The organism is Vibrio sp. vnigr-6D03 (assembly GCF_002835515.1).
GTDB classification, from domain to species: Bacteria; Pseudomonadota; Gammaproteobacteria; order Enterobacterales; family Vibrionaceae; genus Vibrio; species Vibrio penaeicida.
This window is the reverse complement of record NZ_PIZL01000019.1, coordinates 282,279-304,752: the sequence shown is the minus strand read 5'-3', so window position 1 is coordinate 304,752 and position 22,474 is coordinate 282,279. Positions and strand designations below refer to the sequence as shown.

Annotated in this window: 21 protein-coding genes; 10 read left to right on the top strand and 11 right to left on the bottom strand. The window is 44.7% G+C overall.

Features of this window, described 5'->3' with window-relative positions:
• Positions 1–10: 10 nt before the first annotated feature.
• The 4 genes from CW749_RS16465 to CW749_RS16455 all read right to left on the bottom strand — a co-directional run bounded on the left by CW749_RS16465 (position 11) and on the right by CW749_RS16455 (position 4,186).
• Entirely contained in the window at positions 11–1,456 is a 1,446-nt protein-coding gene (locus CW749_RS16465; protein ID WP_101113356.1) for a HAMP domain-containing sensor histidine kinase, read from the bottom strand.
• Positions 1,453–2,259 (bottom strand): response regulator transcription factor, encoded by an 807-nt coding sequence (locus CW749_RS16460; RefSeq protein ID WP_101113355.1) that lies wholly within the window; start codon positions 2,257–2,259, stop codon positions 1,453–1,455. The genes CW749_RS16465 and CW749_RS16460 overlap by 4 nt, the downstream gene beginning before the upstream one ends.
• A gap of 189 nt (positions 2,260–2,448) precedes the next feature.
• Positions 2,449–2,625, bottom strand: coding sequence for a hypothetical protein (locus CW749_RS28230; RefSeq protein WP_180958430.1), 177 nt, complete (start codon positions 2,623–2,625; stop codon positions 2,449–2,451).
• Positions 2,626–2,812: 187 nt separating this feature from the next.
• A complete protein-coding gene (locus CW749_RS16455; protein ID WP_101113354.1) occupies positions 2,813–4,186 on the bottom strand; it encodes a PhoH family protein in 1,374 nt (457 codons plus the stop codon).
• 403 nt (positions 4,187–4,589) lie between these two features.
• Here CW749_RS16455 and rapA point away from each other — a divergent pair, with 403 nt between their 5' ends.
• The 3 genes from rapA to CW749_RS16440 all read left to right on the top strand — a co-directional run bounded on the left by rapA (position 4,590) and on the right by CW749_RS16440 (position 9,290).
• On the top strand, positions 4,590–7,499 hold the full coding sequence (rapA, locus tag CW749_RS16450) for an RNA polymerase-associated protein RapA (protein WP_101113353.1): 2,910 nt from the start codon (positions 4,590–4,592) through the stop codon (positions 7,497–7,499).
• A 75-nt stretch (positions 7,500–7,574) separates the two neighbouring features.
• Positions 7,575–8,312 carry a bifunctional tRNA pseudouridine(32) synthase/23S rRNA pseudouridine(746) synthase RluA gene (gene rluA, locus CW749_RS16445; protein WP_101113352.1) on the top strand — a complete coding sequence of 246 codons (738 nt, stop codon included), beginning with the start codon at positions 7,575–7,577 and terminating at the stop codon, positions 8,310–8,312.
• A gap of 24 nt (positions 8,313–8,336) precedes the next feature.
• Entirely contained in the window at positions 8,337–9,290 is a 954-nt protein-coding gene (locus CW749_RS16440; protein WP_101113351.1) for a D-2-hydroxyacid dehydrogenase, read from the top strand.
• Between the two features lie 74 nt (positions 9,291–9,364).
• On the opposite strand, the gene CW749_RS16435 is transcribed toward CW749_RS16440, so the two are convergent.
• The 4 genes from CW749_RS16435 to argR form a co-directional block, all read right to left on the bottom strand.
• On the bottom strand, positions 9,365–9,805 hold the full coding sequence (locus CW749_RS16435; RefSeq protein WP_101113350.1) for a universal stress protein: 441 nt from the start codon (positions 9,803–9,805) through the stop codon (positions 9,365–9,367).
• Positions 9,806–9,859: 54 nt separating this feature from the next.
• Positions 9,860–12,439 (bottom strand): TRAP transporter permease, encoded by a 2,580-nt coding sequence (locus tag CW749_RS16430; RefSeq protein ID WP_101113349.1) that lies wholly within the window; start codon positions 12,437–12,439, stop codon positions 9,860–9,862.
• A 261-nt stretch (positions 12,440–12,700) separates the two neighbouring features.
• A complete protein-coding gene (locus CW749_RS16425; RefSeq protein WP_101113348.1) occupies positions 12,701–13,669 on the bottom strand; it encodes a TAXI family TRAP transporter solute-binding subunit in 969 nt (322 codons plus the stop codon).
• 316 nt (positions 13,670–13,985) lie between these two features.
• Positions 13,986–14,456, bottom strand: coding sequence for a transcriptional regulator ArgR (argR, locus tag CW749_RS16420; RefSeq protein WP_101113429.1), 471 nt, complete (start codon positions 14,454–14,456; stop codon positions 13,986–13,988).
• 397 nt (positions 14,457–14,853) lie between these two features.
• On the opposite strand from argR, the gene mdh reads away from it, so the two are divergent.
• A complete protein-coding gene (gene mdh, locus CW749_RS16415; protein ID WP_101113347.1) occupies positions 14,854–15,789 on the top strand; it encodes a malate dehydrogenase in 936 nt (311 codons plus the stop codon).
• A 211-nt stretch (positions 15,790–16,000) separates the two neighbouring features.
• Here the strand turns inward: mdh and ispB are convergent, their stop codons facing one another.
• Positions 16,001–16,972, bottom strand: coding sequence for an octaprenyl diphosphate synthase (gene ispB / locus CW749_RS16410; RefSeq protein ID WP_101113346.1), 972 nt, complete (start codon positions 16,970–16,972; stop codon positions 16,001–16,003).
• A 267-nt stretch (positions 16,973–17,239) separates the two neighbouring features.
• Here ispB and rplU point away from each other — a divergent pair, with 267 nt between their 5' ends.
• The 6 genes from rplU to folA all read left to right on the top strand — a co-directional run bounded on the left by rplU (position 17,240) and on the right by folA (position 21,085).
• On the top strand, positions 17,240–17,551 hold the full coding sequence (gene rplU / locus CW749_RS16405) for a 50S ribosomal protein L21 (RefSeq protein WP_101113345.1): 312 nt from the start codon (positions 17,240–17,242) through the stop codon (positions 17,549–17,551).
• A 22-nt stretch (positions 17,552–17,573) separates the two neighbouring features.
• The gene (gene rpmA / locus CW749_RS16400; RefSeq protein ID WP_101113344.1) at positions 17,574–17,831 is read left to right on the top strand and encodes a 50S ribosomal protein L27; all 258 of its coding nucleotides are present in this window, start codon (positions 17,574–17,576) and stop codon (positions 17,829–17,831) included.
• Between the two features lie 250 nt (positions 17,832–18,081).
• Positions 18,082–19,248 carry an Obg family GTPase CgtA gene (gene cgtA, locus CW749_RS16395; RefSeq protein WP_101113343.1) on the top strand — a complete coding sequence of 389 codons (1,167 nt, stop codon included), beginning with the start codon at positions 18,082–18,084 and terminating at the stop codon, positions 19,246–19,248.
• A gap of 104 nt (positions 19,249–19,352) precedes the next feature.
• A complete protein-coding gene (locus CW749_RS16390) occupies positions 19,353–20,120 on the top strand; it encodes a threonine/serine exporter ThrE family protein (protein WP_101113428.1) in 768 nt (255 codons plus the stop codon).
• Positions 20,102–20,581 carry a threonine/serine exporter family protein gene (locus CW749_RS16385; RefSeq protein ID WP_101113342.1) on the top strand — a complete coding sequence of 160 codons (480 nt, stop codon included), beginning with the start codon at positions 20,102–20,104 and terminating at the stop codon, positions 20,579–20,581. Before CW749_RS16390 ends, CW749_RS16385 begins: the two co-directional genes overlap by 19 nt.
• 18 nt (positions 20,582–20,599) lie before the next feature.
• Positions 20,600–21,085, top strand: a complete 486-nt coding sequence (gene folA, locus CW749_RS16380; RefSeq protein ID WP_180958429.1) for a type 3 dihydrofolate reductase — start codon at positions 20,600–20,602, stop codon at positions 21,083–21,085.
• A gap of 113 nt (positions 21,086–21,198) precedes the next feature.
• Here the strand turns inward: folA and CW749_RS16375 are convergent, their stop codons facing one another.
• Together CW749_RS16375 and apaG are read right to left on the bottom strand one after the other, a co-directional pair.
• On the bottom strand, positions 21,199–22,002 hold the full coding sequence (locus CW749_RS16375) for a symmetrical bis(5'-nucleosyl)-tetraphosphatase (protein ID WP_101113340.1): 804 nt from the start codon (positions 22,000–22,002) through the stop codon (positions 21,199–21,201).
• Positions 22,003–22,012: 10 nt separating this feature from the next.
• Positions 22,013–22,393, bottom strand: a complete 381-nt coding sequence (gene apaG / locus CW749_RS16370; protein ID WP_101113339.1) for a Co2+/Mg2+ efflux protein ApaG — start codon at positions 22,391–22,393, stop codon at positions 22,013–22,015.
• Between the last annotated feature and the right edge of the window lie 81 nt (positions 22,394–22,474).

Sequence of the window (22,474 nt, the reverse complement as noted above, 5' to 3'; positions counted from 1 at the left end):
AATGGATGGATCAACTCTGCTCATTTGATGCATTTGCCAATAATGGGGCATTGGAATAGGGCTGCGCTGAAAGCTTAAATTTGGCGATAAATAGCCCCGGTTGCTCGGATATTTCTAACTTCGATTGATGTAACGTCAGAATCGCATTGACGGTTTTTAACCCCATACCAAGCTCTCCTCCGCGAATGGCGGGGTCGACCGTATTAATGATGATGATGCTGATATCTTTGACGTTAATTTGAGAGTTTACCCCGCAGTGCGGTTTTACAAATAGTTGAATAGTTGCCTTTTCAGGGCTGTGACGAATGGCATTTTCCATAAGGTTATCCATCAGTCTTACCAATAGCTTTCTATCCGCATTTACTTGGGCGTTGACTGAAATGGTACAAAAAATATCAAGCGACTTCTTTTCGAGCCCGATTTCAAAACGTGCTTTCAAATCATTTATGAACTCAACAATATCGATGATCTCATTTTGGATTTCAGGCTCTATCAACTCTTTTTTTGCCGCATCAAATTGTTCTTGAAGTTGATCGTGTAATCTCAATGCATTGCTATGTGCTGTGGAAACCAACTCCACGTTTTGTTTGCCATTAAGGAGCCAAGTTTCAAGGTAACCTTGTATGTTCGCGAGCGGTGTCTTTAAGTCGTGGCTTAAACGCATTAAGTATTCGCGGCGTGAATGTTCGTGTTGCCTAAGCCGTAAAAATTGCCACTGAATATGATCGAGTAGATACCCAAACTGGCGTGACAACGGAAGCAGTTCAGTGACAGGGACAGATAAATTGGGTTCGACCCGAAAGTGATCTTTTGCTGAATGTTCTATTTGGCGAATGAGTTGCTGGCTGGGGGCAAGCAGATCTTTCTGGATTAACCGATAAATAAGAACAGTAAACAGCAAAATTAGTGCAATACCACCGATCAAAATGGGGGAGTACTGCATCATATAGCGGTTAACTCTCGCGATGTCTGACGATTGCCGACCGATGACGACATACAAATAACCTTCTATACCATTTGGGCTTTCGATAGCGGATACTGAAAACACTTTCTGACGCTCCAAATCGCGTGGGTCATCCCCTAAAATAGGGAAAGTGTCACCGGCTAAGAACCTAAGGATTGGGGTTAAACTCACGTGTGTTGCGATTTCAACATCATCATCTAATGCTGTGGTGGTTATCATCCCATTTTTGTCTAAAAAATAAATTTCAAAATCCGGACCTAACACCATTAAAGTATGGAAGATGCTTTTTAGTGCTTTGGGGGAATAATCGTTGCCTTCCATTAGCGGGTTATCATCGCGCATGTGATTGGCTAAGTTTTTATGTAAAAACTGACGAGCGTGTTGTTCGCTGCCTTGCCATGTAATATGAAAATAATAAGTCAGAAGTGGGATGCTCACTAAAGACCAAATAAGAGAGAGAATAAACAGGCGCCTTTTAAAAGAGCGAGTCACTGTCTCACCTCTTGCTGGAATTTGTAGCCGACACCCCAAACCGTGCGAATAAAACGTGCGTTATTCTTTGGAATTTCGATTTTGTTGCGCAGCCTATTAATGGTGCTGCAGACAGTATGGTGATAGCCGTCGTAGTCGGTGTTCCAGACTCGAATCAGCAGTTCATCTTTGGTGAAGACCCGTCCAGGTTTACTCGCCAAGCAATACAAAAGGGAAAACTCGGTAGGAGTGAGATTGATGCTTTCTCCAGCTAGGCGCACTTCATGCAGTTTTTTTGAAATCACAAGATCATCAAAAATCAACGAAGAGGATACTGACGTATCAATTTGCTCTGGAGCCAGTTGATGTGTTGATTGGTTGGCTAGGTGCCAATCTGGCGTGGTTTGTGGAGGGGCGACATCCGGCTGATTGTCATTGGTTTCCGTCCATCGAGTGTGTTCGGTTCTTCGCAACAGTGCTCGAACCCTTGCCTGAAGTTCAATCACACTGAATGGTTTCGTTAAATAGTCGTCAGCACCGGCTTCTAACCCGTCTACCATGTCGTGTTCGCTGGTGAGTGCTGTGAGCATCAAAACCGGAATCCCAATGTGCTGTTGGCGTAGCAGTTTACACATTTCTGTACCGTCGCCATCACACAGTTTTCGGTCTAAGATCACGGCATCGGCTAACCCTTGGCATGCTATCTGGTAACCTTCGCTGATGTGCGATGTTAATATGGTTTTATAGCCTTGAACTTTTAGGTTCAAGCTAATTAGATTCGCCATATCTTGGTCGTCTTCGACCACTAGAATCGTATATGACATCCTGACTTCCCTCTCTAGTCGATTCAAGAAGTAGACCACTAGATTCTTGTATCTCTTTCAGTGAGGAGTCAGGAATTTGCTTTTTGGAAGGGAAAAGTGGAACTGGTCTCAAAAATGATGATTTCAGACATTAGGTTTTTACAAAGTACCCAAAAAAGTTGGCAGTAAAAGTGCGCTGTAAAGCTAATTCTAATAATCGAATCGCCATGTCCAACGTTCGAAAGGGTTACTTCTATTGGCAGCTTGGAGCTGACGTATCACATCAGACAGCTTCAAATACCCCATATACGTATCTTCAGGTTCAAACTCTTCGATAAGGATTTGGTGGTCACGAGCACTTTCTAAACGAAGAAACAATCTGGCCATGGTTTTCTCGCAATATTCTTTAGGGAGTAAAACTGTATCATTGAGTTAATTATCAGAGTGTAAGCGTTTGTCAGCGAGCGAGAGCAATAGCAATAACCATGTGTATCGGCTGCAACGAAAATGCCTCTCACCAAGTAGGTGAGAGGCATGTACTAAGTTTTAGCTCATGCGATGGTTAAAAGAGAAATTACAGATTTTCTTCTGCAAACTCTGCCAAACGGCTTCTAACTACACCATTGAGGTGAACGTTGGCACTTCCTTCAAAGTTTTTGAATCGCTCTACCATATAGGTTAAGCCAGAAGTGACGGGCGTTAAGTAGGCAGAATCGATTTGGGCAAGGTTGCCCGAGCACACAATTTTAGTGCCTTCTCCACATCGGGTTATGATGGTTTTGATTTGGGAGGCAGTGAGGTTTTGGCACTCATCCAGAAGTACAAAGGCATTCTGGATGGAGCGACCGCGCATAAAATTAATCGACTTAAATTGAATATTGGCTTTATCGCAAATGTACTTGAGCGAGCCTTCGGTGCAGTGATCGTTTTTATGCAGCGCTTCCAGTGTATCGGTAACAGCGGCGAGCCACGGCATCATCTTCTCTTCTTCCGTCCCCGGAAGGAAGCCGATGGATTCGCCAATGTCCGGTGTGTTCCTCGTAACAATGATCTTATCGAATTGATTTTGTTCAATCGACATTTCCAAAGCTGCAGCCATGGCGAGCATGGTTTTGCCGCTGCCTGCTGCTCCGGTTAAAATGACCAAATCGATATCAGGATCGAGAAGGGCATCTAGCGCCATTCCTTGGTAGATGTTTTTAGGGCTGACATCCCAAGCTTGTCGGTTCATTAAGCGCTCTCGGCTTAAATGTTTGAGTGTGACTGTTTGATTCTCCATGGAGTCAACACGGGCAGCAAAGTCGGTATCTTGGTCAACGATGTATTGGTTTATGAAGGTGGGTTCTAGCGACTCTTTGCTGATGTCGTGATAGGTAAGCCCCCCGACGCTGCGGCTTTCCACTTTTTCAATGTTTGTCCAAAAATCCCCAGTATAGGTGTGAAACCCTTTGGTTAGGAATTGGACATCATCAATCAATTGGTCTGTTCGGTAATCTTCAACAAAACGTACTCCCGCTCCTTTGGCGCGCAATCGCATGTTGATGTCTTTGGTGACAAGCACCACTTCTCGGGGTGAACGCTTGTTCTGTAGGTAAATCACCCCGTTTAAGATTCTGTTGTCGCCTGCTTTGTCGGCGAACGCACGTACGGTTTCTTGTAATTCAAAATCAGCAAGAATGGCTAATGTGCCTCCGGCGTTTTCTTTTGAAAGAGGGATGCCTTCGGATATCTGGTCTGGTGTGGCATCGTGGAACAAGTTTTCCATTGTTCGAATCGCGACGCGTGCGTCCCTTGCGACATCGCGTTTACTGTCTTTGATTCGGTCGAGTTCTTCGAGGACGGTCATTGGAATGACCACATCATGTTCTTGAAAGGAATAGATTGCGAAAGGTTCATGCAAGAGGATATTTGTATCCAGTACAAAAATTTTCCGGTCGGTATCGCCCATAAGCGTCTCCTTTTCTGCCGCAGCAGAGTGCTTAGCCAAGCATTTTTTCTGAGGCATAGGTCACTGCTGAAGGCGAGGGGTACCAAAACCCCGAAAAAGGTACCGCTAAGAGAGTGACTTACTTCAGACCCGTTTAGATACCAAACTCAACACCTTGTCCTATTTCGGTGTGAGCTCACTAATAAGTATAAGCAACAGTTCGTGAGTTTGTATTTTAGATTTGTCACAACTTTTTTACACTTTGATTGCAATTGCGAAATGGGTAAAAAAAAGAGGCAAATTACTCGTGTTGAACGTGACGTGAATCACGTGTTCAAGTAAGATGAGCGCCCTTTTGAACAGGGTGAAGCCATAATTATTTACCCTGATAGAAACTGAAATACTCGATGAGGTAGTCAATCACATGACATTTGCTTTAGGCCAACGCTGGATTAGTGATACAGAAAGTGACTTGGGTTTAGGAACGGTGGTCGCACTTGATGCGAGAACCGTTACATTGCTATTTGCGGCGTCGGAAGAGAACCGTGTATATGCTCGTTCTGATGCCCCCGTTACCCGAGTCATATTCAATGTTGGTGATGTGATTGATGCTCAAGAAGGCTGGCAATTAAAAGTCGAACAAGTCGTCGATGACAATGGCGTACTTTCCTACCTTGGTACGCGTTCAGATACGGAAGAATCCGGTGTGATTTTGCGTGAAATTATGCTGAGTAATCAAATTCGATTTAACAAACCACAAGATAAACTGTTCGCGGGTCAAATCGACCGCATGGACAATTTTGTTTTACGTTACCGAGCGCTAACCAACCAGTATCAGCAGCACAAAAGCCCGATGCGTGGCTTGTGTGGCATGCGCGCAGGGCTCATTCCTCACCAGCTTTATATCGCTCACGAAGTAGGGCGTCGTCATGCGCCTCGCGTACTACTGGCGGATGAAGTGGGATTGGGTAAAACCATTGAAGCGGGCATGATCATTCACCAGCAGGTGTTATCTGGTCGCGCGGAACGTATCTTAATCGTGGTGCCTGAAACACTTCAGCATCAATGGTTGGTTGAAATGATGCGTCGCTTTAATTTGCACTTCTCTGTTTTCGATGAAGAGCGTTGCATTGAAGCCTACGCCGAAGCCGATAACCCATTTGAAACACAGCAATACGTTTTGTGTTCGCTTGATTTCTTACGTAAGAGCAAGAAGCGTTTTGAACAAGCGCTGGACGCTGATTGGGATCTGTTAGTGGTGGATGAAGCCCACCACCTTGAATGGAGCCAAGAAGCGCCAAGCCGAGAATACCAAGTAGTAGAAGGGTTGGCCGAACGTACGGCTGGTGTTCTTCTTCTAACGGCAACACCAGAGCAGCTGGGGCATGAAAGCCATTTCGCGCGTCTTCGCCTTTTAGACCCAGACCGTTTTTACGATTACCGTGCGTTTGTTGAAGAAGAAAAACAGTACGCCCCTGTAGCGGATGCTGTGGCCACTTTGTTCTCTGGTGAAAAGCTGGAAAACTCTGCGAAAAACCAAATTACTGAATTGCTTTCAGAGCAAGATGTTGAACCCCTGTTTCGCATAATCGAAGGCAGTTGCGAAGAGCAGGAAAAAGCCAAAGCGCGTCAGGAGTTAATAGATAACCTGATGGACCGCCACGGTACAGGTCGAGTGCTGTTCCGAAACACAAGGGCGGCCATCAAAGGATTCCCTGAGCGTAATGTTCACCTATTGCCAATGGACATTCCAAGCCAATACACCACGGCAATGCGTGTGGCGGGTATGCTCGGTGGGCAAATGAAGCCTGAAGCTCGCGCCATGAAAATGCTTTACCCTGAAGAGATCTTCCAAGAGTTTGAAGGGGATAGTGCAACGTGGTGGCAGTTTGACTCTCGCGTAAACTGGCTCATTGAAAAAGTGAAAGAGAAGCGCAGTGAGAAGGTGTTAGTGATTGCGTCTCGTGCGAACACGGCCTTGCAATTAGAGCAAGCGCTGAGAGAGCGTGAAGGCATTCGAGCTACCGTGTTCCATGAAGGAATGTCGATACTTGAGCGTGACAAAGCGGCGGCGTATTTTGCGCAAGATGAAGGCGGCGCACAGGTTCTGATCTGTTCTGAAATCGGTTCCGAAGGTCGTAACTTCCAATTTGCTAGCCAACTTGTGATGTTTGACCTGCCATTCAACCCAGATTTGCTGGAGCAGCGAATTGGTCGTTTGGATCGTATTGGTCAGCAGCGTGATATCGATATCTACGTTCCTTATCTAAAAGGTACGTCTCAGGGCATTATTGCTCGCTGGTTCGAAGAAGGATTGAGCGCGTTCGGTGAAACCTGTCCAACGGGCAGAGCGGTGTACGACCAATATTCCGAACAACTGATTGAGATGTTGGCATCAGGAAATACCGAAACGTTGGATGAAGTGATTGATCAATCGCGCCACATGAATCAAGAGCTGAAAGCCAAACTTGAGCAAGGTCGTGACCGATTGCTGGAAATCCACTCTAACGGCGGTGAAAAAGCTCAGAAAATTGTTGAGCAAATAGAATCAACCGATGGCGACACCAACTTAGTCACGTTCGCATTAAGCTTGTTTGACACCATTGGTTTGAACCAAGACGACAAAGGCGAAAATGCGCTGGTGGTTACCCCTTCAGAGCACATGATGGTGCCAAGCTACCCAGGCTTACCTTATGAAGGCGCAACGATTACCTTTGATCGTGATACCGCGCTGTCTCGTGAAGATATGCACTTCATGAGCTGGGAGCATCCAATGATCCAAGGTGGTATCGATTTACTGCTTAGCGAAGGTGTGGGAACGTCTGCGGTATCGCTATTGAAAAATAAGGCGTTACCCGTAGGGACCATTCTGCTTGAGCTTGTTTATCTTGTGGATGCTCAAGCCCCTAAGCGCAGTGGTTTATCACAATTCTTACCGCAAACGCCTATTCGCATGATGTTGGATGGCAAAGGCAACGATTTGTCTGAGCAAGTCGAGTTTGAAGGCTTTAACCGCCAACTAAGCCCGGTGAATCGTCATCTTGCCAGTAAATTAGTGAGCTCGGTTCAAGGGGATGTTCATAAGCTTATTGAAGCGGGTGAAGGTCATATCCAAGGTCACTTATCGAAAGTGCGTGATTCAGCCTTGAGTGACATGCAATCTAACCTCAATGGTGAGTTGGAACGTTTGCAAGCACTTAAAGCTGTGAACCCAAATATCCGAGATGAAGAGCTCGAAGCAATTGAGCAACAAATCAAGGAACTGACGGGTTATATCCAAAGTGCTCAAATTCAGTTGGATTCACTGCGATTGATTGTCGTAAGCCATAACTGATAGAAAAAACATAAGGGGAAATGGGCGAGGCTCATTTCCCTTTCACTTATTACCTTCGCGAAAGAAAAACGTTTTATGGCGATGCTTGAATACACCCCTCCAACTACTCCTTGGACAGACATTACGTACGAAGACGATGATATCCTGATTGCGAATAAGCCATCTGGGTTGTTGTCGGTGCCTGGAAGAGCGCCAGAGCATGCCGACTGTATGTGGAGCCGCTTACGTGAAGAATATGCCGAACTAGAGGTGGTTCATCGTTTAGATATGTCGACATCAGGGTTGATGTTGTTTGCCAAGCACAAAGAAGCGGAGCGCTCCTTAAAGAAGCAATTTCAATATCGCCTGACGCACAAAATTTACTACGCTCGTGTCTGGGGACATCCAGAATCTGAAGAAGGTGAGGTGGATTTACCGCTGATTTGTGACTGGCCAAATCGACCAAGACAAAAAGTGTGCTTTGAACACGGCAAACCCTCTTTAACGCGATATCAAGTTGTGAAAAAGGAAGCGCGTACCTCTATTGTTCGCTTGATTCCAATAACAGGGCGCTCTCATCAGCTTCGTGTCCACATGCAAGCGTTAGGTTATCCAATTGTAGGGGATGAGTTTTATGCCACGCCAGAGGCAATGGCACATTCCACTCGGCTTGAACTTCACTCAACAGAGCTGACCTTTTATCACCCTAACTCTCAAGAATTACAGGCGATGTTTGTGCCTTGTGATTTCTATCCCGAAGCTGAAGCTGAAATTTTGCAACAATTTCAGCTTGATAAAATATTGCCTGATTATAAATCCCTGCCTAGACCTTAATTGAAGGCAGGAAAGGAGCCTTCAATGAAAATTGTCTTTTTAGACAGAGACACCATTCCTGCCCAAATTTCTGTTCCAGAGCCTACTTTTGAGCATCAGTGGGAAGAATACCCACTAAGCACGCCTTCCCAAACCGCAGAGCGAATCAAAGACGCAGATATTGTGATTTCCAACAAAGCCATTTTGAATGAGGAAGTGTTGGCACAGGCATCCAAACTCAAGCTGATTGCGATTGCCGCCACGGGAACCAATAACGTCGACTTAAGATATTGTGCTGAGAATGGGATTTCAGTCTGCAACATTCAAGGCTATGCGACCCAGTCTGTTCCTGAACATGTAATAGCGATGTTGTTTGCACTCCGCCGCAATGTAATGGGTTACCACCAAGATATTACAAACGGGGAGTGGCAAAAGAAAAAGCAATTCTGTTTCTTTACTCATCCTATTGGTGATGTTGCAGGTTCAACGCTTGCTATCGTTGGGTCTGGCGCATTGGGTAAAGCTACAGGCGCACTAGGGCAAGCCATTGGCATGCAGGTGATCTACTCCGAGCGTAAAGGGGCAACGGTTTGTCGTGAAGGGTATGTGCCCTTTGATAAAGCGCTGGAAATAGCAGATGTGGTTTCACTGCATTGCCCATTATCCAAGGAAACAACCAATCTTATCGGTCACTCTGAGCTAACGGCTATGAAGCCTAATGCCATTTTAATTAATGCAGGTCGTGGCGGGCTGGTGGATGAGTCCGCCCTTATTGACGCCTTAAAGTCCCAGCAAATTTCGGGAGCTGGAATGGATGTATTTACCGAAGAGCCAGCCGATGAATTCAACCCGTTGATTGCGAATATGCACCTCCCCAACTTGTTGTTAACGCCTCATGTAGCGTGGGGTAGCGACAGCGCCATTACTCGCCTGTGTAAGATCTTGATAGAAAACATCGAGTCATATGTAGCGGGTGATTTGAATAATCGAGTGGCATAAGAAAAGCACGCCGAAGCGTGCTTTAATTTTGTGTTTCTGTTTTCGAACTACCCGATCTCTTAGGTATCGATGCATTAACCTTGAGGCTTTACAACGAGCACGCTAATTTTGGCGTTTTGTACCACTTTGGCGGCAACAGAGCCCAACACGGCTTTGTTAAGCTTTGAACGCTTATGGCTTGGCATAATGATCAAGTCCGCATTCAAAGAATCTGCGTGTTTCAAAATAGCCGCGTAAGGCTTGCCTTCTGCAACGTGCGCTTCGTTATCGATGTTGGCGCTGGTTAAGCTGTTATCTGCCACTTCTTGCAGCTGAGCTTTCACGTCTTTTTTCATTTGGCTAGCGGCATCTTTCGGAAAGTAAGTCGCGACCATAGAATTGTGAATCCCAGGCAATACCGTCAGCAAGTGTACTTTGGCTTGCGAATTCTTCGCGTGCCATACTGCGAGCTCTATTGCTTTATCTGCAAAGCCTTCGTCGTTTAGGTCGACGGGAACCAAAATATTTTTATACATAGCTTATCTCTTTTAAGACAGCGCTGAACTCAACGCTGTCGATTTTAGAATACGTTAAGCTGGAATGGCGTCTTTGTTCGCTCGACGCCTTTGGTTCCAAGCCATAGCAAACAAGATCATCAGAGCGGGAACAAATACCCATTCTTTCATCGGTCTATCTGCTTCCAAGACAACCGATTTGATCTCCCAATCGAAATCGACACCAGATGCCTCTGCTGGGCTACCAAACTCAACCATGTCAACGATCATACGACCTTCAACTTCATTGAGCATTAACCCCATTGATGCCACACGTTCTTCACCGGTTACGGCAGAATCTTCAAATGGTAAACGAACAGTCTTTTCGCTGTAATCACCATCAATATCTTCGCCACCAACACGCAGTTCTAACGTTTGACCAACATTCAGACCTTCAGCCACTTGAGTGATCTCGTGACCTTCATAATAGTCTTTTGCTGGGTAAAGCATGTCCCACCAAAATCCAGGTCGGAAGAAAGAGAACGTCAGTACAAGTAGAAGCACCGTTTCCCACCATTTGTTTCTCGTAAACCACCAACCTTGAGTCGCGGCAGAGAATATCAGCATCGCAATGATCGAAGAGATAACGGTTAAGAATAGGTGCCACCATGAATCAATGCCCATCATCAGCAACTGAGTGTTAAAGATGAACATGAACGGCAATATAGCGGTTCGGATATCGTAGGTGAAACCTTGAATACCCGTTTTAATAGGGTCGGATTTTGCAATCGCCGCAGCGGCAAAAGCCGCGAGACCAACTGGAGGCGTATCATCCGCAAGTATGCCGAAGTAGAACACAAATAGGTGAACCGCAATCAGTGGAATGATTAACCCGTGAGCTGCGCCCAAGGTAACAATAACTGGTGCCATTAGTGTTGATACGACGATGTAGTTTGCTGTTGTCGGTAAGCCCATACCGAGGATCAAACTGATGATGGCTGTGAATAGCAACATCAAGATGATGCTTCCGCCAGAGATGAACTCAACAAAGTCGGTCATCACTAAGCCGATACCCGTCAGCGTCACAACGCCCACAACCGTACCTGCTGCGGCAGTTGCAACACCAATACCGATCATGTTTCGAGCACCAGAAACCAGTGCTTCAGCTAAGTCTACAAACCCTTCTTTCACTTGCTCATTAACGTTGCCTGATTTAGACAAGATAGCCATGAGTGGACGTTGAGTAATCAAGATGAAAATCATGAATACGGTTGCCCAGAATGCAGAAAGACCAGGAGAGAAACGTTCAACGGTTAAACACCAAACCAAAACAACGATCGGCAGTAAGAAGTGCAATCCAGACTTAATGGTAGGACCCGGTTCAGGTACTTCAGTCAATTCCGAATCGATAGAAATAGCGCCTTCTTTAGAGTGCTTCGCTGAAATACGAATTAACACCAAGTAAGCGATAAGCAGAGCGACCGTCACGATCGGGGTAGCTGCATCACCGAAGACATCTTTCGTCCAACCTACACCGTAGTAAACCAAGGCACTGATCACACACAGACCTAGGATGGTACCAGTGAAAGATAATAGGCTCTGCACGAGTGTTGGAACTCGGCGGCGCGGAAGCCCTGTCATACCAGCTTTACATGCTTCTAAGTGAACGATGTAAATCAAAGCAATATAAGAAATAAGAGCAGGAAGCAGTGCGGCTTTGATAACCTCAACGTAGGAAATACCCACATATTCCACCATCAAGAATGCCGCAGCACCCATAATTGGTGGTGTTAGCTGCCCATTGGTTGAAGCTGCAACTTCTACCGCACCCGCTTTAGTTCCGGGGAATCCGACACGCTTCATTAGCGGGATGGTGAATGTACCCGTTGTGACCACGTTGGCAATCGAGGAACCAGAAACAAGGCCTGATAATCCAGATGCAACAACAGCGGCTTTAGCCGGTCCACCACGCATATGCCCAAGCAGCGAAAAGGCAACTTTGATGAAGTAGGCACCTGCACCAGCACGTTCGAGCATGGCACCAAATAGTACGAACAAGAAAACGAAAGAGGTTGAAACCCCTAGAGCCACACCAAACACACCTTCTGTTGTTAGCCATAAGTGAGACATCGCCTTGTTCAGGCTCGCACCCTTGTGTGCAATCACATCTGGCATATATGGACCAGCGAAGGTGTATGTTAGGAATACCGCAGCAACCACCATTAGCGGTGGACCAAGTGCTCGACGAGTGGCTTCTAGTAGCAGCACCATACCCGTTACGGCAGCAACGATATCAAATGTGGTTGGCGCGCCAGAACGACCAGCGAGCTCAGTATAAAATAGGTATATATAAGCGGCGGCAAAACTGCCGGCTAACGCCATCGCCCAATCCACTAATGGGATATGATCGCGAGGCGATGTTTTTAGAGCTGGGTATGCAGTAAAGGCTAGAAATACTGCAAACGTTAAATGGATTGCTCGGGCTTCTGTGTCATTCAGAACGCCAAAATTGAAAATAAATGGCAGGGGTGATGCGTACCACAGTTGGAAAAGAGACCAACAAAGAGGGACAAACCATAAAATCCGACCTGGAATCCCAGCAGGGCTTCGCGCTCCAGTATCGGCTTGTGCCACCATATCTTGCACATCTTGAGACGGTGTTGTTGTCTGCGTCATGTACGTTATCCTTATTATATTTTGGTGTTATATGCTGCAAGTCCAGCAGCAGGTCGTTCAATTAATGTAACGAAAAATTCTTAACAAAATGTTAACAAGTTTCATCAGTCTAGCTATTGAGACTGATGAAGACAATGACTTGTGTTTTGAAACAGTATGTCTGTCAAATTGAAGTTGGCATAAACAGGAATAACGATTGTTTGATATGCCAATAAAAGGAGGCGTGAGTGCCTCCTTTTTGTCAAAGTATTTCTACTGAGTTTATTTTAGTAGACCCACTTCTCTGTAGTACTTCGCAGCACCTGGGTGAAGAGGGATAGAAAGACCTGCTTTTACCATGTCTTCTTTTTTCAGGTTAGCGAATGCAGGGTGCAAGCGCTTAAACGTATTGAAGTTTTCGAATACCGCTTTTGCAACGTTGTAAGCTACTTCATCAGATACGTCTGATGTCGTTACCATAGTTGCAGCAACACCAAAACTCTTAACGTCAGATTCTGTACCACGGTACATACCTGCAGGTACGTTACTGTATGCGTAGTAAGGGTTGCCAGCAACGATTTCATCGATGTTGCTACCCGTTGCAGAAACTAGTTTTGCATCACAAGAGGTTGTGGCTTCTTTGATTGATCCATTTGGGTGACCAACCATGTAGATGAACGCATCGATCTTGTTATCACAAAGAGCCTGAGAACGCTCAGAACCTTTTAGTTCAGATGCTAGCTTGAAGCTGTCGTTCGTCCAGCCAAATGCATCCATAACAACACCCATTGTTGCGCGATCACCAGAACCAGGGTTACCGATGTTTACGCGCTTACCTTTAAGGTCTGCTACGTTATCGATACCTGCATCTGCACGAGCAATAATGTTGAATGGTTCAGTGTGCAAAGAGAACATAGCACGTAGTTTTTTGTACGGACCTTGCTCTGAGAATTTGCTTGTACCATTGTAGCCATGGTACTGCCAGTCAGATTGAACAACGCCAAAGTCCAGTTCACCAGCACGGATGGTATTTACGTTGTAAATAGAACCACCGGTTGATTCAACTGAACAACGAATGTCGTGTTCTTTTCGACCCTTGTTCACAAGCTTACAAATTGCACCACCAGTTGGGTAATAAACGCCAGTTACAGAGCCTGTGCCAATGGTGATGAATTCTTGAGCATGAACAGAACCAGCGCCAGCTACTGCTGCAGCAATCGCACTGATTTTTACAAGGTGTTTAAATGCCATGAATTTCCCTTCCTTATTTTCATTATTCGCCACGAATGTGGAATAGCTTCCTATTGGAAACGGCATCTTTTTCAGTCCATTAGATGAAAAAGTGGCTGAATAATAGCAAAAATCTGGTTGGAAATTACAAGAATGTTAATTTCTATAGATGATAAGTCTAGAGTTGAAAAGGAATAAGGGAAATGCCTAACCCCATAAAGTCTTTATTTTTCATAGGGTTAGATATTTGTGATTAGTTTAGTCGCAGATTGCTTTAAATGTGCGATCGATCACAATAGTAGTGAAATGAGATATTTATCATTTGCACTGGCGTTAATTAGCCATGGTAATCAAATAAATCACAAACGGAGTCATACAGTTCCTTGGTAGGAACGGGGAGCGTCGGTGTAATAAAGATAGTGTCATCACCAGCGACAACACCTAATATGCCTTCTGATTTTCCTAGGGAATCTAACAACCTAGCGATAAGCTGTGCGGCTCCAGGACCGGTATGGATGACAACCAGCGCGTTGTTGTGGTCTATGTCCAACACTAGCTCTCGTAGAGAACTTGATACGGTAGGGACTCCAAGTTCTGCAGGAAGACAGTACACCATCTCCATTTTAGCGTTTCTTGTACGAACAGCGCCAAACTTGGTTAGCATTCGAGATACTTTGGACTGGTTTATGTTTTCAAAACCTTCAGCTCTCAGAGCATCGACGATTTCCCCCTGTGAACCAAAGCGTTCTTCTTTTAATAGTGCTTTAAAAGCACGTACAAGGTTGTCTTGTTTTTCTGTATTTCGCATGATTCTCAATTTCATATAGTTAAAACTATTTTTGTTATTTTTGCATAGATAATGCACCTTCACCAACTTCTGCCCAATTTCTGCTACTAAAGTCACTTGTACTCATTCTTTTACTATTAGGTGAAAAGTTCTAAATTCCTGTGCTTTTAGGTGAGATTTATGCCACAAATATTTTAATCAAACTTGTTGTATGCTCTGGGTTTTAAGAGCATTCTCTTGCTTCATTTTGTAGCACGAAAAGGTCGATTTGCGCGAAGTCGCAAAGATGTCGTTAATTAATTGTAATAAGAACGTAGTTACTATAGTTTCTTATCTACAATTTAGGTTAGAAAAACCAACTTACAAAGGTTTCATACCTTAACGTGAAGTATTGCTAAATTACCCAAGGAGAATAACCATGAAAGTAGCCGTAATTGGTGCCGCAGGAGGCATTGGCCAAGCACTCGCACTTCTACTAAAGAACCGTCTACCAGCTGGATCTGATCTTGCTCTTTACGACATCGCACCTGTTACTCCGGGTGTAGCGGCAGATTTGAGCCACATCCCAACTCCGGTTTCAATTAAAGGTTATGCAGGCGAAGACCCGACTCCAGCACTAGAAGGTGCAGATGTTGTGCTGATTTCTGCAGGTGTTGCACGTAAGCCGGGTATGGATCGTGCTGATCTGTTTAACGTTAACGCTGGTATTGTTAAATCACTAGCTGAAAAGATTGCCGTAGTTTGTCCAACAGCCTGTGTTGGTATCATTACAAACCCTGTAAATACTACTGTACCAATCGCTGCTGAAGTTCTTAAGAAAGCAGGCGTTTATGACAAGCGCAGACTGTTTGGTGTGACCACATTGGATGTGATCCGTTCTGAAACTTTCGTTGCTGAATTAAAAGACAAAGATCCAGGCGATGTTCGTGTACCTGTTATTGGTGGTCACTCTGGTGTGACTATTCTTCCTCTTCTTTCACAAGTTGAAGGTGTAGAGTTTACCGATGAAGAAATCGATGCTCTAACAAAACGCATTCAAAATGCTGGTACTGAAGTTGTTGAAGCGAAAGCGGGTGGCGGTAGCGCAACCTTGTCTATGGGACAAGCAGCATGTCGATTCGGTCTATCACTTGTGAAAGCGCTTCAAGGTGAAGAAGGCGTAGTTGAGTGCGCATACGTCGATGGCGGCAGTGAGCACGCAGAGTACTTCGCGCAACCAATTAAATTGGGCAAGAATGGCGTAGAAGAAGTCTTGAGCTACGGTGAAATCAGCGCTTACGAGCAAGCTGCACTTGATGGCATGCTTGATACGCTTAAAGGCGATATCAGCATCGGTGTGGACTTCGCTAAGTAAGTTCTCTCAATATCGAGAAATAAAAAACCGACCGTGTGGTCGGTTTTTTTGATCTTGTGGAACTACTTTTTACTTATCAACGACAAGTTAAAGATACAGGGCACGCTAAGCCTCATATATAGAGGCTATGTATATAGACGAGCAGGAATATAGAGAAGCAAGTAAATAGAGGAAGAAAATGACTCCCTCTATTATATAGCTAAACCTTCAGCTACTTACTGCGCTTAACCGCCATGTGAGCCAAGGTAACGAGAGCTTGCTTATATTCTGACTCTGGTAGTACGTTGAGCTCTGCAATAGCTTTATCGGCTTCTTGATGAGCAAGACCCGACGTGTATTCCAAAGAAGCAGTATCACGCATCGCTTGCATGATGTCATCAAAGCGCTCCATGCCATTTGATTCTTCAATAGCTTCACGAATCATCACTCTCTGCGCGTCCGTACCATTTTGCATGGCATATAAAAGAGGCAAGGTTGGTTTGCCTTCCGCAAGGTCATCTCCAACGTTTTTACCCATATCTTCGCCGTCGGATGTGTAATCCATCACGTCGTCAATGAGCTGGAATGCAGTGCCTAAGTATTTTCCATAATTCTGCATTGCCTTTTCGACTTCTGGAGAAGCATCAGTCAAAATCGCTCCAATCTGAGTTGCAGCTTCAAACAAACGTGCTGTTTTTGAATAGATGACCTGCATATAGCTTTCTTCAGTTGTATCTGGGTCATTACAATTCATTAATTGCTGTACTTCGCCTTCAGCAATAATGTTGACCGCATCACTCATTAATTCGAGGATCTCCATGGATCCAAGCTTCGTCATCATCTGAAAAGAGCGCGTATAAATAAAGTCTCCCACAAGTACACTGGCTGCATTTCCAAACGCTGCATTGGCGGTGGCCTTGCCACGACGCATATCTGATTCATCAACGACGTCGTCGTGTAATAAAGTGGCAGTGTGAATGAATTCAATAAAGGCTGCAGCGGTGGTATGGCTATTACCTTCATAGCCAAGTGCGCGAGCAGACAATACAGCAAGTAGCGGACGAATACGTTTACCGCCACCACTTACAATATAAAATCCTAGTTGGTTAATTAAACTCACATCAGAGTTAAGTTGAGCAAGGATGGTTTCGTTCACTTTTGCCATATCATCGGCTGTGAGCGCTTGGATAGCTTTAAAATCCATTGTTCTTCCGGCTGAGGTTATACCCTATAAGGCTTAATGATTTTTATTAATTGCTGAATATTACACTAAAAATCGTTGCGAAATACATTATCTAACGGCATGATTGGCACACTTTTCTTTGGCGATTAGCTTTTCGCCAATTTTTTAAAAATATGGCTTGTCATGGGGATAGCCTTTCTGTAGAATCTGCGCCCTATTGATGATTAGTTTAGCGCACACCCAAATTGCTCACATAGCATAGGCTGTGCGGAAAAAGCGGAGTAAAATATGTACGCTGTTTTCCAATCTGGTGGTAAACAACACCGTGTAAGCGAAGGTCAAACTCTTCGTTTAGAAAAATTAGACGTTGAAACTGGCGCAACTGTTGAGTTCGACAAAGTTCTTCTTGTAGCTAACGGCGAAGAAATTGCTGTTGGTGCTCCTCTTGTAGAGGGTGGCAAGGTAACTGCTGAAGTGGTTAAGCACGGCCGTGGCGATAAAGTTAAAATCGTTAAGTTCCGTCGTCGTAAGCACTCTCGTAAGCAACAAGGCCATCGTCAGTGGTTCACTGAAGTGAAAATCACTGGCATCAACGCTTAATAGATATTAGGAGAGTTTAACAATGGCACACAAAAAAGCTGGCGGTTCTACTCGTAACGGCCGCGATTCAGAAAGTAAACGTCTTGGTGTTAAGCGTTTCGGTGGTGAATCTGTTCTTGCAGGTAACATCATTGTTCGTCAACGTGGTACTAAGTTCCACGCTGGCACTAACGTTGGTATCGGTAAAGACCACACTCTTTTCGCTCTTACTGAAGGTAAAGTGAAATTTGAAGTTAAAGGTCCTAAAAACCGTAAATTCGTTAGCATTGAATCTGAATAAATTTAGTTTCTAGCTGAATTCAAAAGCCCTGCCGATTCGGCGGGGTTTTTTATTTATGACAGAGCCAAAAGCAAGATCTCGTCACTATCTAAATGATAAGTATCGAATTATTTTTTTAGATGGTCTTTCTTTTTGTTCCTGAATGCAGACCGATCCTGGATCTCAGGTGATCGATCTTACATCTGGATCTGCTAGAATTTATACCACTTTACTCAGGTGGTATTGCAACGCACAAAATGCGGAGTAAAAAATGAAATTCGTTGATGAAGCGGTAATTAAAGTAGATGCTGGCGACGGCGGTAATGGCGTTGTTAGCTTTTGGCGTGAGAAATTTGTCGCCAAGGGTGGTCCTGATGGTGGTGACGGTGGTGATGGCGGTGATGTTTATGTCCAAGCGGATGAAAACCTGAATACCCTTATCGACTATCGATTCCAACGCTTTTACAACGCTGATCGTGGCGAAAACGGTCGCGGTGGTAACTGTACTGGTAAACGCGGTAAAGATATCATCTTGAAAGTGCCTGTTGGTACCCGTGCTGTCGATATCCACACGAATGAAGTTGTGGGTGAAGTAGCCGAGCACGGCAAAAAAATCATGGTTGCTAAAGGTGGCTGGCATGGATTAGGTAACACGCGCTTTAAGTCGTCTGTTAACCGAGCTCCACGTCAGAAAACCATGGGCACAAAAGGCGAAGTTCGTGAATTGCGTCTAGAGCTACTCTTACTTGCCGATGTTGGTATGTTGGGATTACCAAATGCCGGTAAATCTACGTTTATCCGTGCAGTATCAGCAGCTAAACCGAAAGTAGCAGATTATCCTTTTACTACACTTATTCCAAGCTTGGGCGTTGTTAGTGTCGTTCCTGAAAAAAGCTTCGTAGTTGCGGATATTCCAGGCTTGATTGAAGGAGCTGCAGACGGTGCTGGTTTGGGGATCCGATTCCTTAAACACTTAGAGCGCTGTCGAGTATTGCTTCACATGATCGATATTATGCCAGTTGATCAAAGTGACCCGATTCAGAATGCATTAACGATTATCGATGAGCTTGAGCAATACAGTGAAAAGGTAGCGCAAAAGCCACGTTGGTTGATCTTCAATAAAACAGACTTGATGCCTGAAGAAGACGCTGACGAGTTAATCCAAGAGATCTTGGATGCACTTGGTTGGGAAGACCCTTACTTCAAAGTATCAGCTGTTAATAAACAAGGTACAAAAGAGCTTTGTTATAAGCTAGCTGACTTCATGGAAAGCCTTCCTCGTGAAGAAGAAGTGGAAGAGGTTGAAGATAAAGTCGACTTCATGTGGGACGATTACCACAAAGATGCAATGAGTGGTAAAAACGTTATCACAGAAGATGATGATGACGACTGGGACGACGAAGAAGATGACGGCCACGTTATCTACGTTCGAGACTAACCCACACATATTCGTTTTAAAAATGCCGCAAACTTTGGTTGCGGCATTTTTTATTTGTGTAGCAATTGTATAATTTTCGGCTCGTCCAATTGAGAGGCATGGTTATGGATAACAATCAGCGAGAAGTCACTCGGCTTATCGCTCAAGCGGCACAAATGCTCTTGGCTCATGGTGCAGAGAGCACGTTAGTCGGCGATATATCCCGAAGAATAGGGCTTGCAAGCCATATGGATGAAGTGGAAGTATCTCTATCTGCGAGTTCATTGGTGGTCACAACGTTAAAGTCCGGTAATTGCATCACCACAGCAAGACGCAGCCCCGATCGCGGGATTAACATGAAAGTGGTTACTCAAGTTCAGCGTATCTGCATCTTGATGGAAAAAGGATTACTGGATTGTAAGCTAGCTAAAAGTAAGCTCGCAGAAATCAATCCAGAACGTTATAACCGCTGGTTAGTTGTATTCATGATTGGTTTATCTTGTGCATCCTTCAGCCGACTTGCAGGAGGGGATTGGAGCGTTTTCGCCATGACTTTCTTGGCATCTTCTGTTGGCATGATCGTTAGACAAGAAATAGGTCATCGACATTTTAATCCATTCCTCAACTTCTCGGTCACGGCTTTTGTGACCACATTAATTTCCGCACAAGCAGTCACGTTTCAAATCGGTAACGAGCCATTTATTGCGATGGCGTCTTCGGTATTGATGTTGGTACCGGGCGTGCCCTTGATCAATGCTGTCGCAGACATGCTCAAAGGGTATGTCAACATGGGGATTGCCCGATTCGTTATGGCAAGTTTGTTGACGTTGGCAACCGCTATGGGAATTATCGGAGCCATGAACATTGTTGGTGTATGGGGGTGGGTTGGATGAGCCTAATTTTAGCGTTAATTAATGATATGTTCTTCGCCGCTATTCCCGCAGTTGGTTTTGCGTTGGTATTTAATGTTCCGGTCAACGCGCTAAAGTTTTGTGCGATTGGTGGTGCTTTGGGGCATGGTAGTCGCTTTTTATTGATGGAATTCGGAATTCCTATTGAGTGGGCTTCATTTCTTGCAGCAACGGTCGTTGGGTTTATTGGTGTGCGATGGTCACATCGATTCTTAGCTCACCCGAAAGTATTCACCGTAGCCGCTTTAATTCCAATGGTACCTGGAGTTTACGCTTTTAAAGCCATGATTGCGTTAGTTGAGTTAAACAGCTTGGGGTACAGCGAAGCGCTATTTGGTGACTTAGTAGAAAACTTCTTGAAAGCGATGTTTATCATTGCTGGGTTAGCCATTGGCTTAGCAATGCCGGGTTTGTTATTCTACCGCAGAAAACCCATTGTTTAGTTGCTTCAAAGGACCCAAATGAAGATTAGTATGATTGCCGCAATGGCTCGTAACCGCATAATTGGTAAAGACAATGATATGCCATGGCATCTACCTGCAGATTTTGCTTGGTTTAAGCGTTGTACGATGGGAAAACCTGTCGTTATGGGGCGAAAAACTTATGAATCTATTGGGCGACCTCTACCTGGACGTCGAAACATTGTTGTGAGTCGCGATCCGAATTTAGCCATTGATGGTGTAGAGACAGTGACCAGTATTGAGCAAGCCAAGTCACTTGTGGAAGGGATTGAAGAGCTGATGATCATCGGTGGCGGCTCAATATACGCAGAGTGCTTACCTATTGCAGACACACTGTATGTAACACATATAGATGCCGATATAGATGGCGACACTCAGTTTCCTGATTGGGGAGAAGGTTGGAAGCAAACGCATCAAGAATTCTTCAGTAAAAATGAAAAAAATGCGTACAACCTGGAGTTTGTTGTTCTGGAAAGAAGTAATTAAATTATTGAAACAGAACTCACCGACAGTTGATTTCTACTAGAGCTCTGCTTTTTTGGGAAAAGGAAAAGGAAAAGGAAAAGGTAAAGCTTCTTCCTTGAAAAGGACAGGGTTCTCTATATCGCTTTTTGAGTGAATAACTTTTTATCTTCCCAGCGAATCATCGTCAGCTCACCACCCCAGACACATCCGGTATCTAAACCGATTACCTTTTCTTGAATCACACCTTCCAAAGCTGCCCAATGCCCAAATAGGATGGCTTTTCCGACATCTTTCTTGTTAGGAAGGTCAAACCAAGGCACTAAACTTTCATCGGAAATGTCAGATGGAGGAAGCTTACATGCCATATCTAACCTTCCATCGGCGTGAACAAAACGCATTCGTGTAAACGCGTTAATCGCGTATCGATAACGTTCAATGCCTTTGAGCTTTGGACTCCACTGATCTGGCTGGTTATCATACATATTTTCCAGTAACCAAACCCATTTGTCGCTTTGTAAAACAGATTCGACTTTGCGAGCTTCTTTACGCGCCGTTTGTAAGTCCCATTGAGGGGAAATACCTGCATGACACATGACAAATTCATCGTGTTCAGCAATAAGCGGTTGCTCACGAAGCCATGCCATCAGCTCGTCGCAATCATCAGCTTCAATAATTGGCGCAGTCTTGTCTTTCTTTTTAAGAGGGCTAATACCGTGGTACACCGCTAGCAAATGCAAGTCGTGATTCCCAAGAACCACTTTTGTCGCTTTACCTAGATCTTTGGCAAACCTGAGTGTTTCAAGCGAGCTAGGACCTCGAGCTACAAGATCACCTGCAAACCATAATATGTCTTTTTTCCGGTCAAATTGAGCTGATTCCAGCAATAGGGTCAGCTCTTCAAAACATCCTTGGATGTCACCAACAATATAATTTGCCAATGAATTTTCCTTAATTGAGGATATTGGGTACTGCGAGGCGGAATGGGTCGATATCGGCTTTAAACTCATCGCCCGATTGGTCGTGCATTAGGTAGTGACCTTGCATGACACCTATTGGCGTCTCAATGGCGGTACCACTTGTATAAGTGTATTCGTCGCCAGCGTCAATAACGGGTTGCTCTCCGACGACACCATCACCTTCCACCACCAATTGCTTTTGGTTGCCGTCTGTAATAAGCCACTTTCTACTCATTAGCTGTACAGACTGCTGGCTGAGGTTTTTGATTGTGATGATATAAGCAAAAACGTATCGATTTTGATCGGGTTGGGATTGTTCAGGCACGTATTTCGTGTGTACCTGACATTTGACACAAGGATGGGATACTTCCATATAAGCGCTCCTTGGATGCAAAAAAGCCTTAAATCCGGTATATGACTTAACTATAACAGACTTAAGGCATTTATCAGCTTT

Excerpts from the sequence above, each read along its gene's own strand:
- CW749_RS16460 (WP_101113355.1), bottom strand. The coding sequence starts at position 2,259 with ATGTCATATACGATTCTAGTGGTCGAAGACGACCAAGATATGGCGAAT.
- CW749_RS28230 (WP_180958430.1), bottom strand. The coding sequence starts at position 2,625 with ATGGCCAGATTGTTTCTTCGTTTAGAAAGTGCTCGTGACCACCAAATC.
- CW749_RS16455 (WP_101113354.1), bottom strand. The coding sequence starts at position 4,186 with ATGGGCGATACCGACCGGAAAATTTTTGTACTGGATACAAATATCCTC.
- rapA (WP_101113353.1), top strand. The coding sequence starts at position 4,590 with ATGACATTTGCTTTAGGCCAACGCTGGATTAGTGATACAGAAAGTGAC.
- rluA (WP_101113352.1), top strand. The coding sequence starts at position 7,575 with ATGGCGATGCTTGAATACACCCCTCCAACTACTCCTTGGACAGACATT.
- CW749_RS16440 (WP_101113351.1), top strand. The coding sequence starts at position 8,337 with ATGAAAATTGTCTTTTTAGACAGAGACACCATTCCTGCCCAAATTTCT.
- CW749_RS16435 (WP_101113350.1), bottom strand. The coding sequence starts at position 9,805 with ATGTATAAAAATATTTTGGTTCCCGTCGACCTAAACGACGAAGGCTTT.
- CW749_RS16430 (WP_101113349.1), bottom strand. The coding sequence starts at position 12,439 with ATGACGCAGACAACAACACCGTCTCAAGATGTGCAAGATATGGTGGCA.
- CW749_RS16425 (WP_101113348.1), bottom strand. The coding sequence starts at position 13,669 with ATGGCATTTAAACACCTTGTAAAAATCAGTGCGATTGCTGCAGCAGTA.
- argR (WP_101113429.1), bottom strand. The coding sequence starts at position 14,456 with ATGCGAAATACAGAAAAACAAGACAACCTTGTACGTGCTTTTAAAGCA.
- mdh (WP_101113347.1), top strand. The coding sequence starts at position 14,854 with ATGAAAGTAGCCGTAATTGGTGCCGCAGGAGGCATTGGCCAAGCACTC.
- ispB (WP_101113346.1), bottom strand. The coding sequence starts at position 16,972 with ATGGATTTTAAAGCTATCCAAGCGCTCACAGCCGATGATATGGCAAAA.
- rplU (WP_101113345.1), top strand. The coding sequence starts at position 17,240 with ATGTACGCTGTTTTCCAATCTGGTGGTAAACAACACCGTGTAAGCGAA.
- rpmA (WP_101113344.1), top strand. The coding sequence starts at position 17,574 with ATGGCACACAAAAAAGCTGGCGGTTCTACTCGTAACGGCCGCGATTCA.
- cgtA (WP_101113343.1), top strand. The coding sequence starts at position 18,082 with ATGAAATTCGTTGATGAAGCGGTAATTAAAGTAGATGCTGGCGACGGC.
- CW749_RS16390 (WP_101113428.1), top strand. The coding sequence starts at position 19,353 with ATGGATAACAATCAGCGAGAAGTCACTCGGCTTATCGCTCAAGCGGCA.
- CW749_RS16385 (WP_101113342.1), top strand. The coding sequence starts at position 20,102 with ATGGGGGTGGGTTGGATGAGCCTAATTTTAGCGTTAATTAATGATATG.
- folA (WP_180958429.1), top strand. The coding sequence starts at position 20,600 with ATGAAGATTAGTATGATTGCCGCAATGGCTCGTAACCGCATAATTGGT.
- apaG (WP_101113339.1), bottom strand. The coding sequence starts at position 22,393 with ATGGAAGTATCCCATCCTTGTGTCAAATGTCAGGTACACACGAAATAC.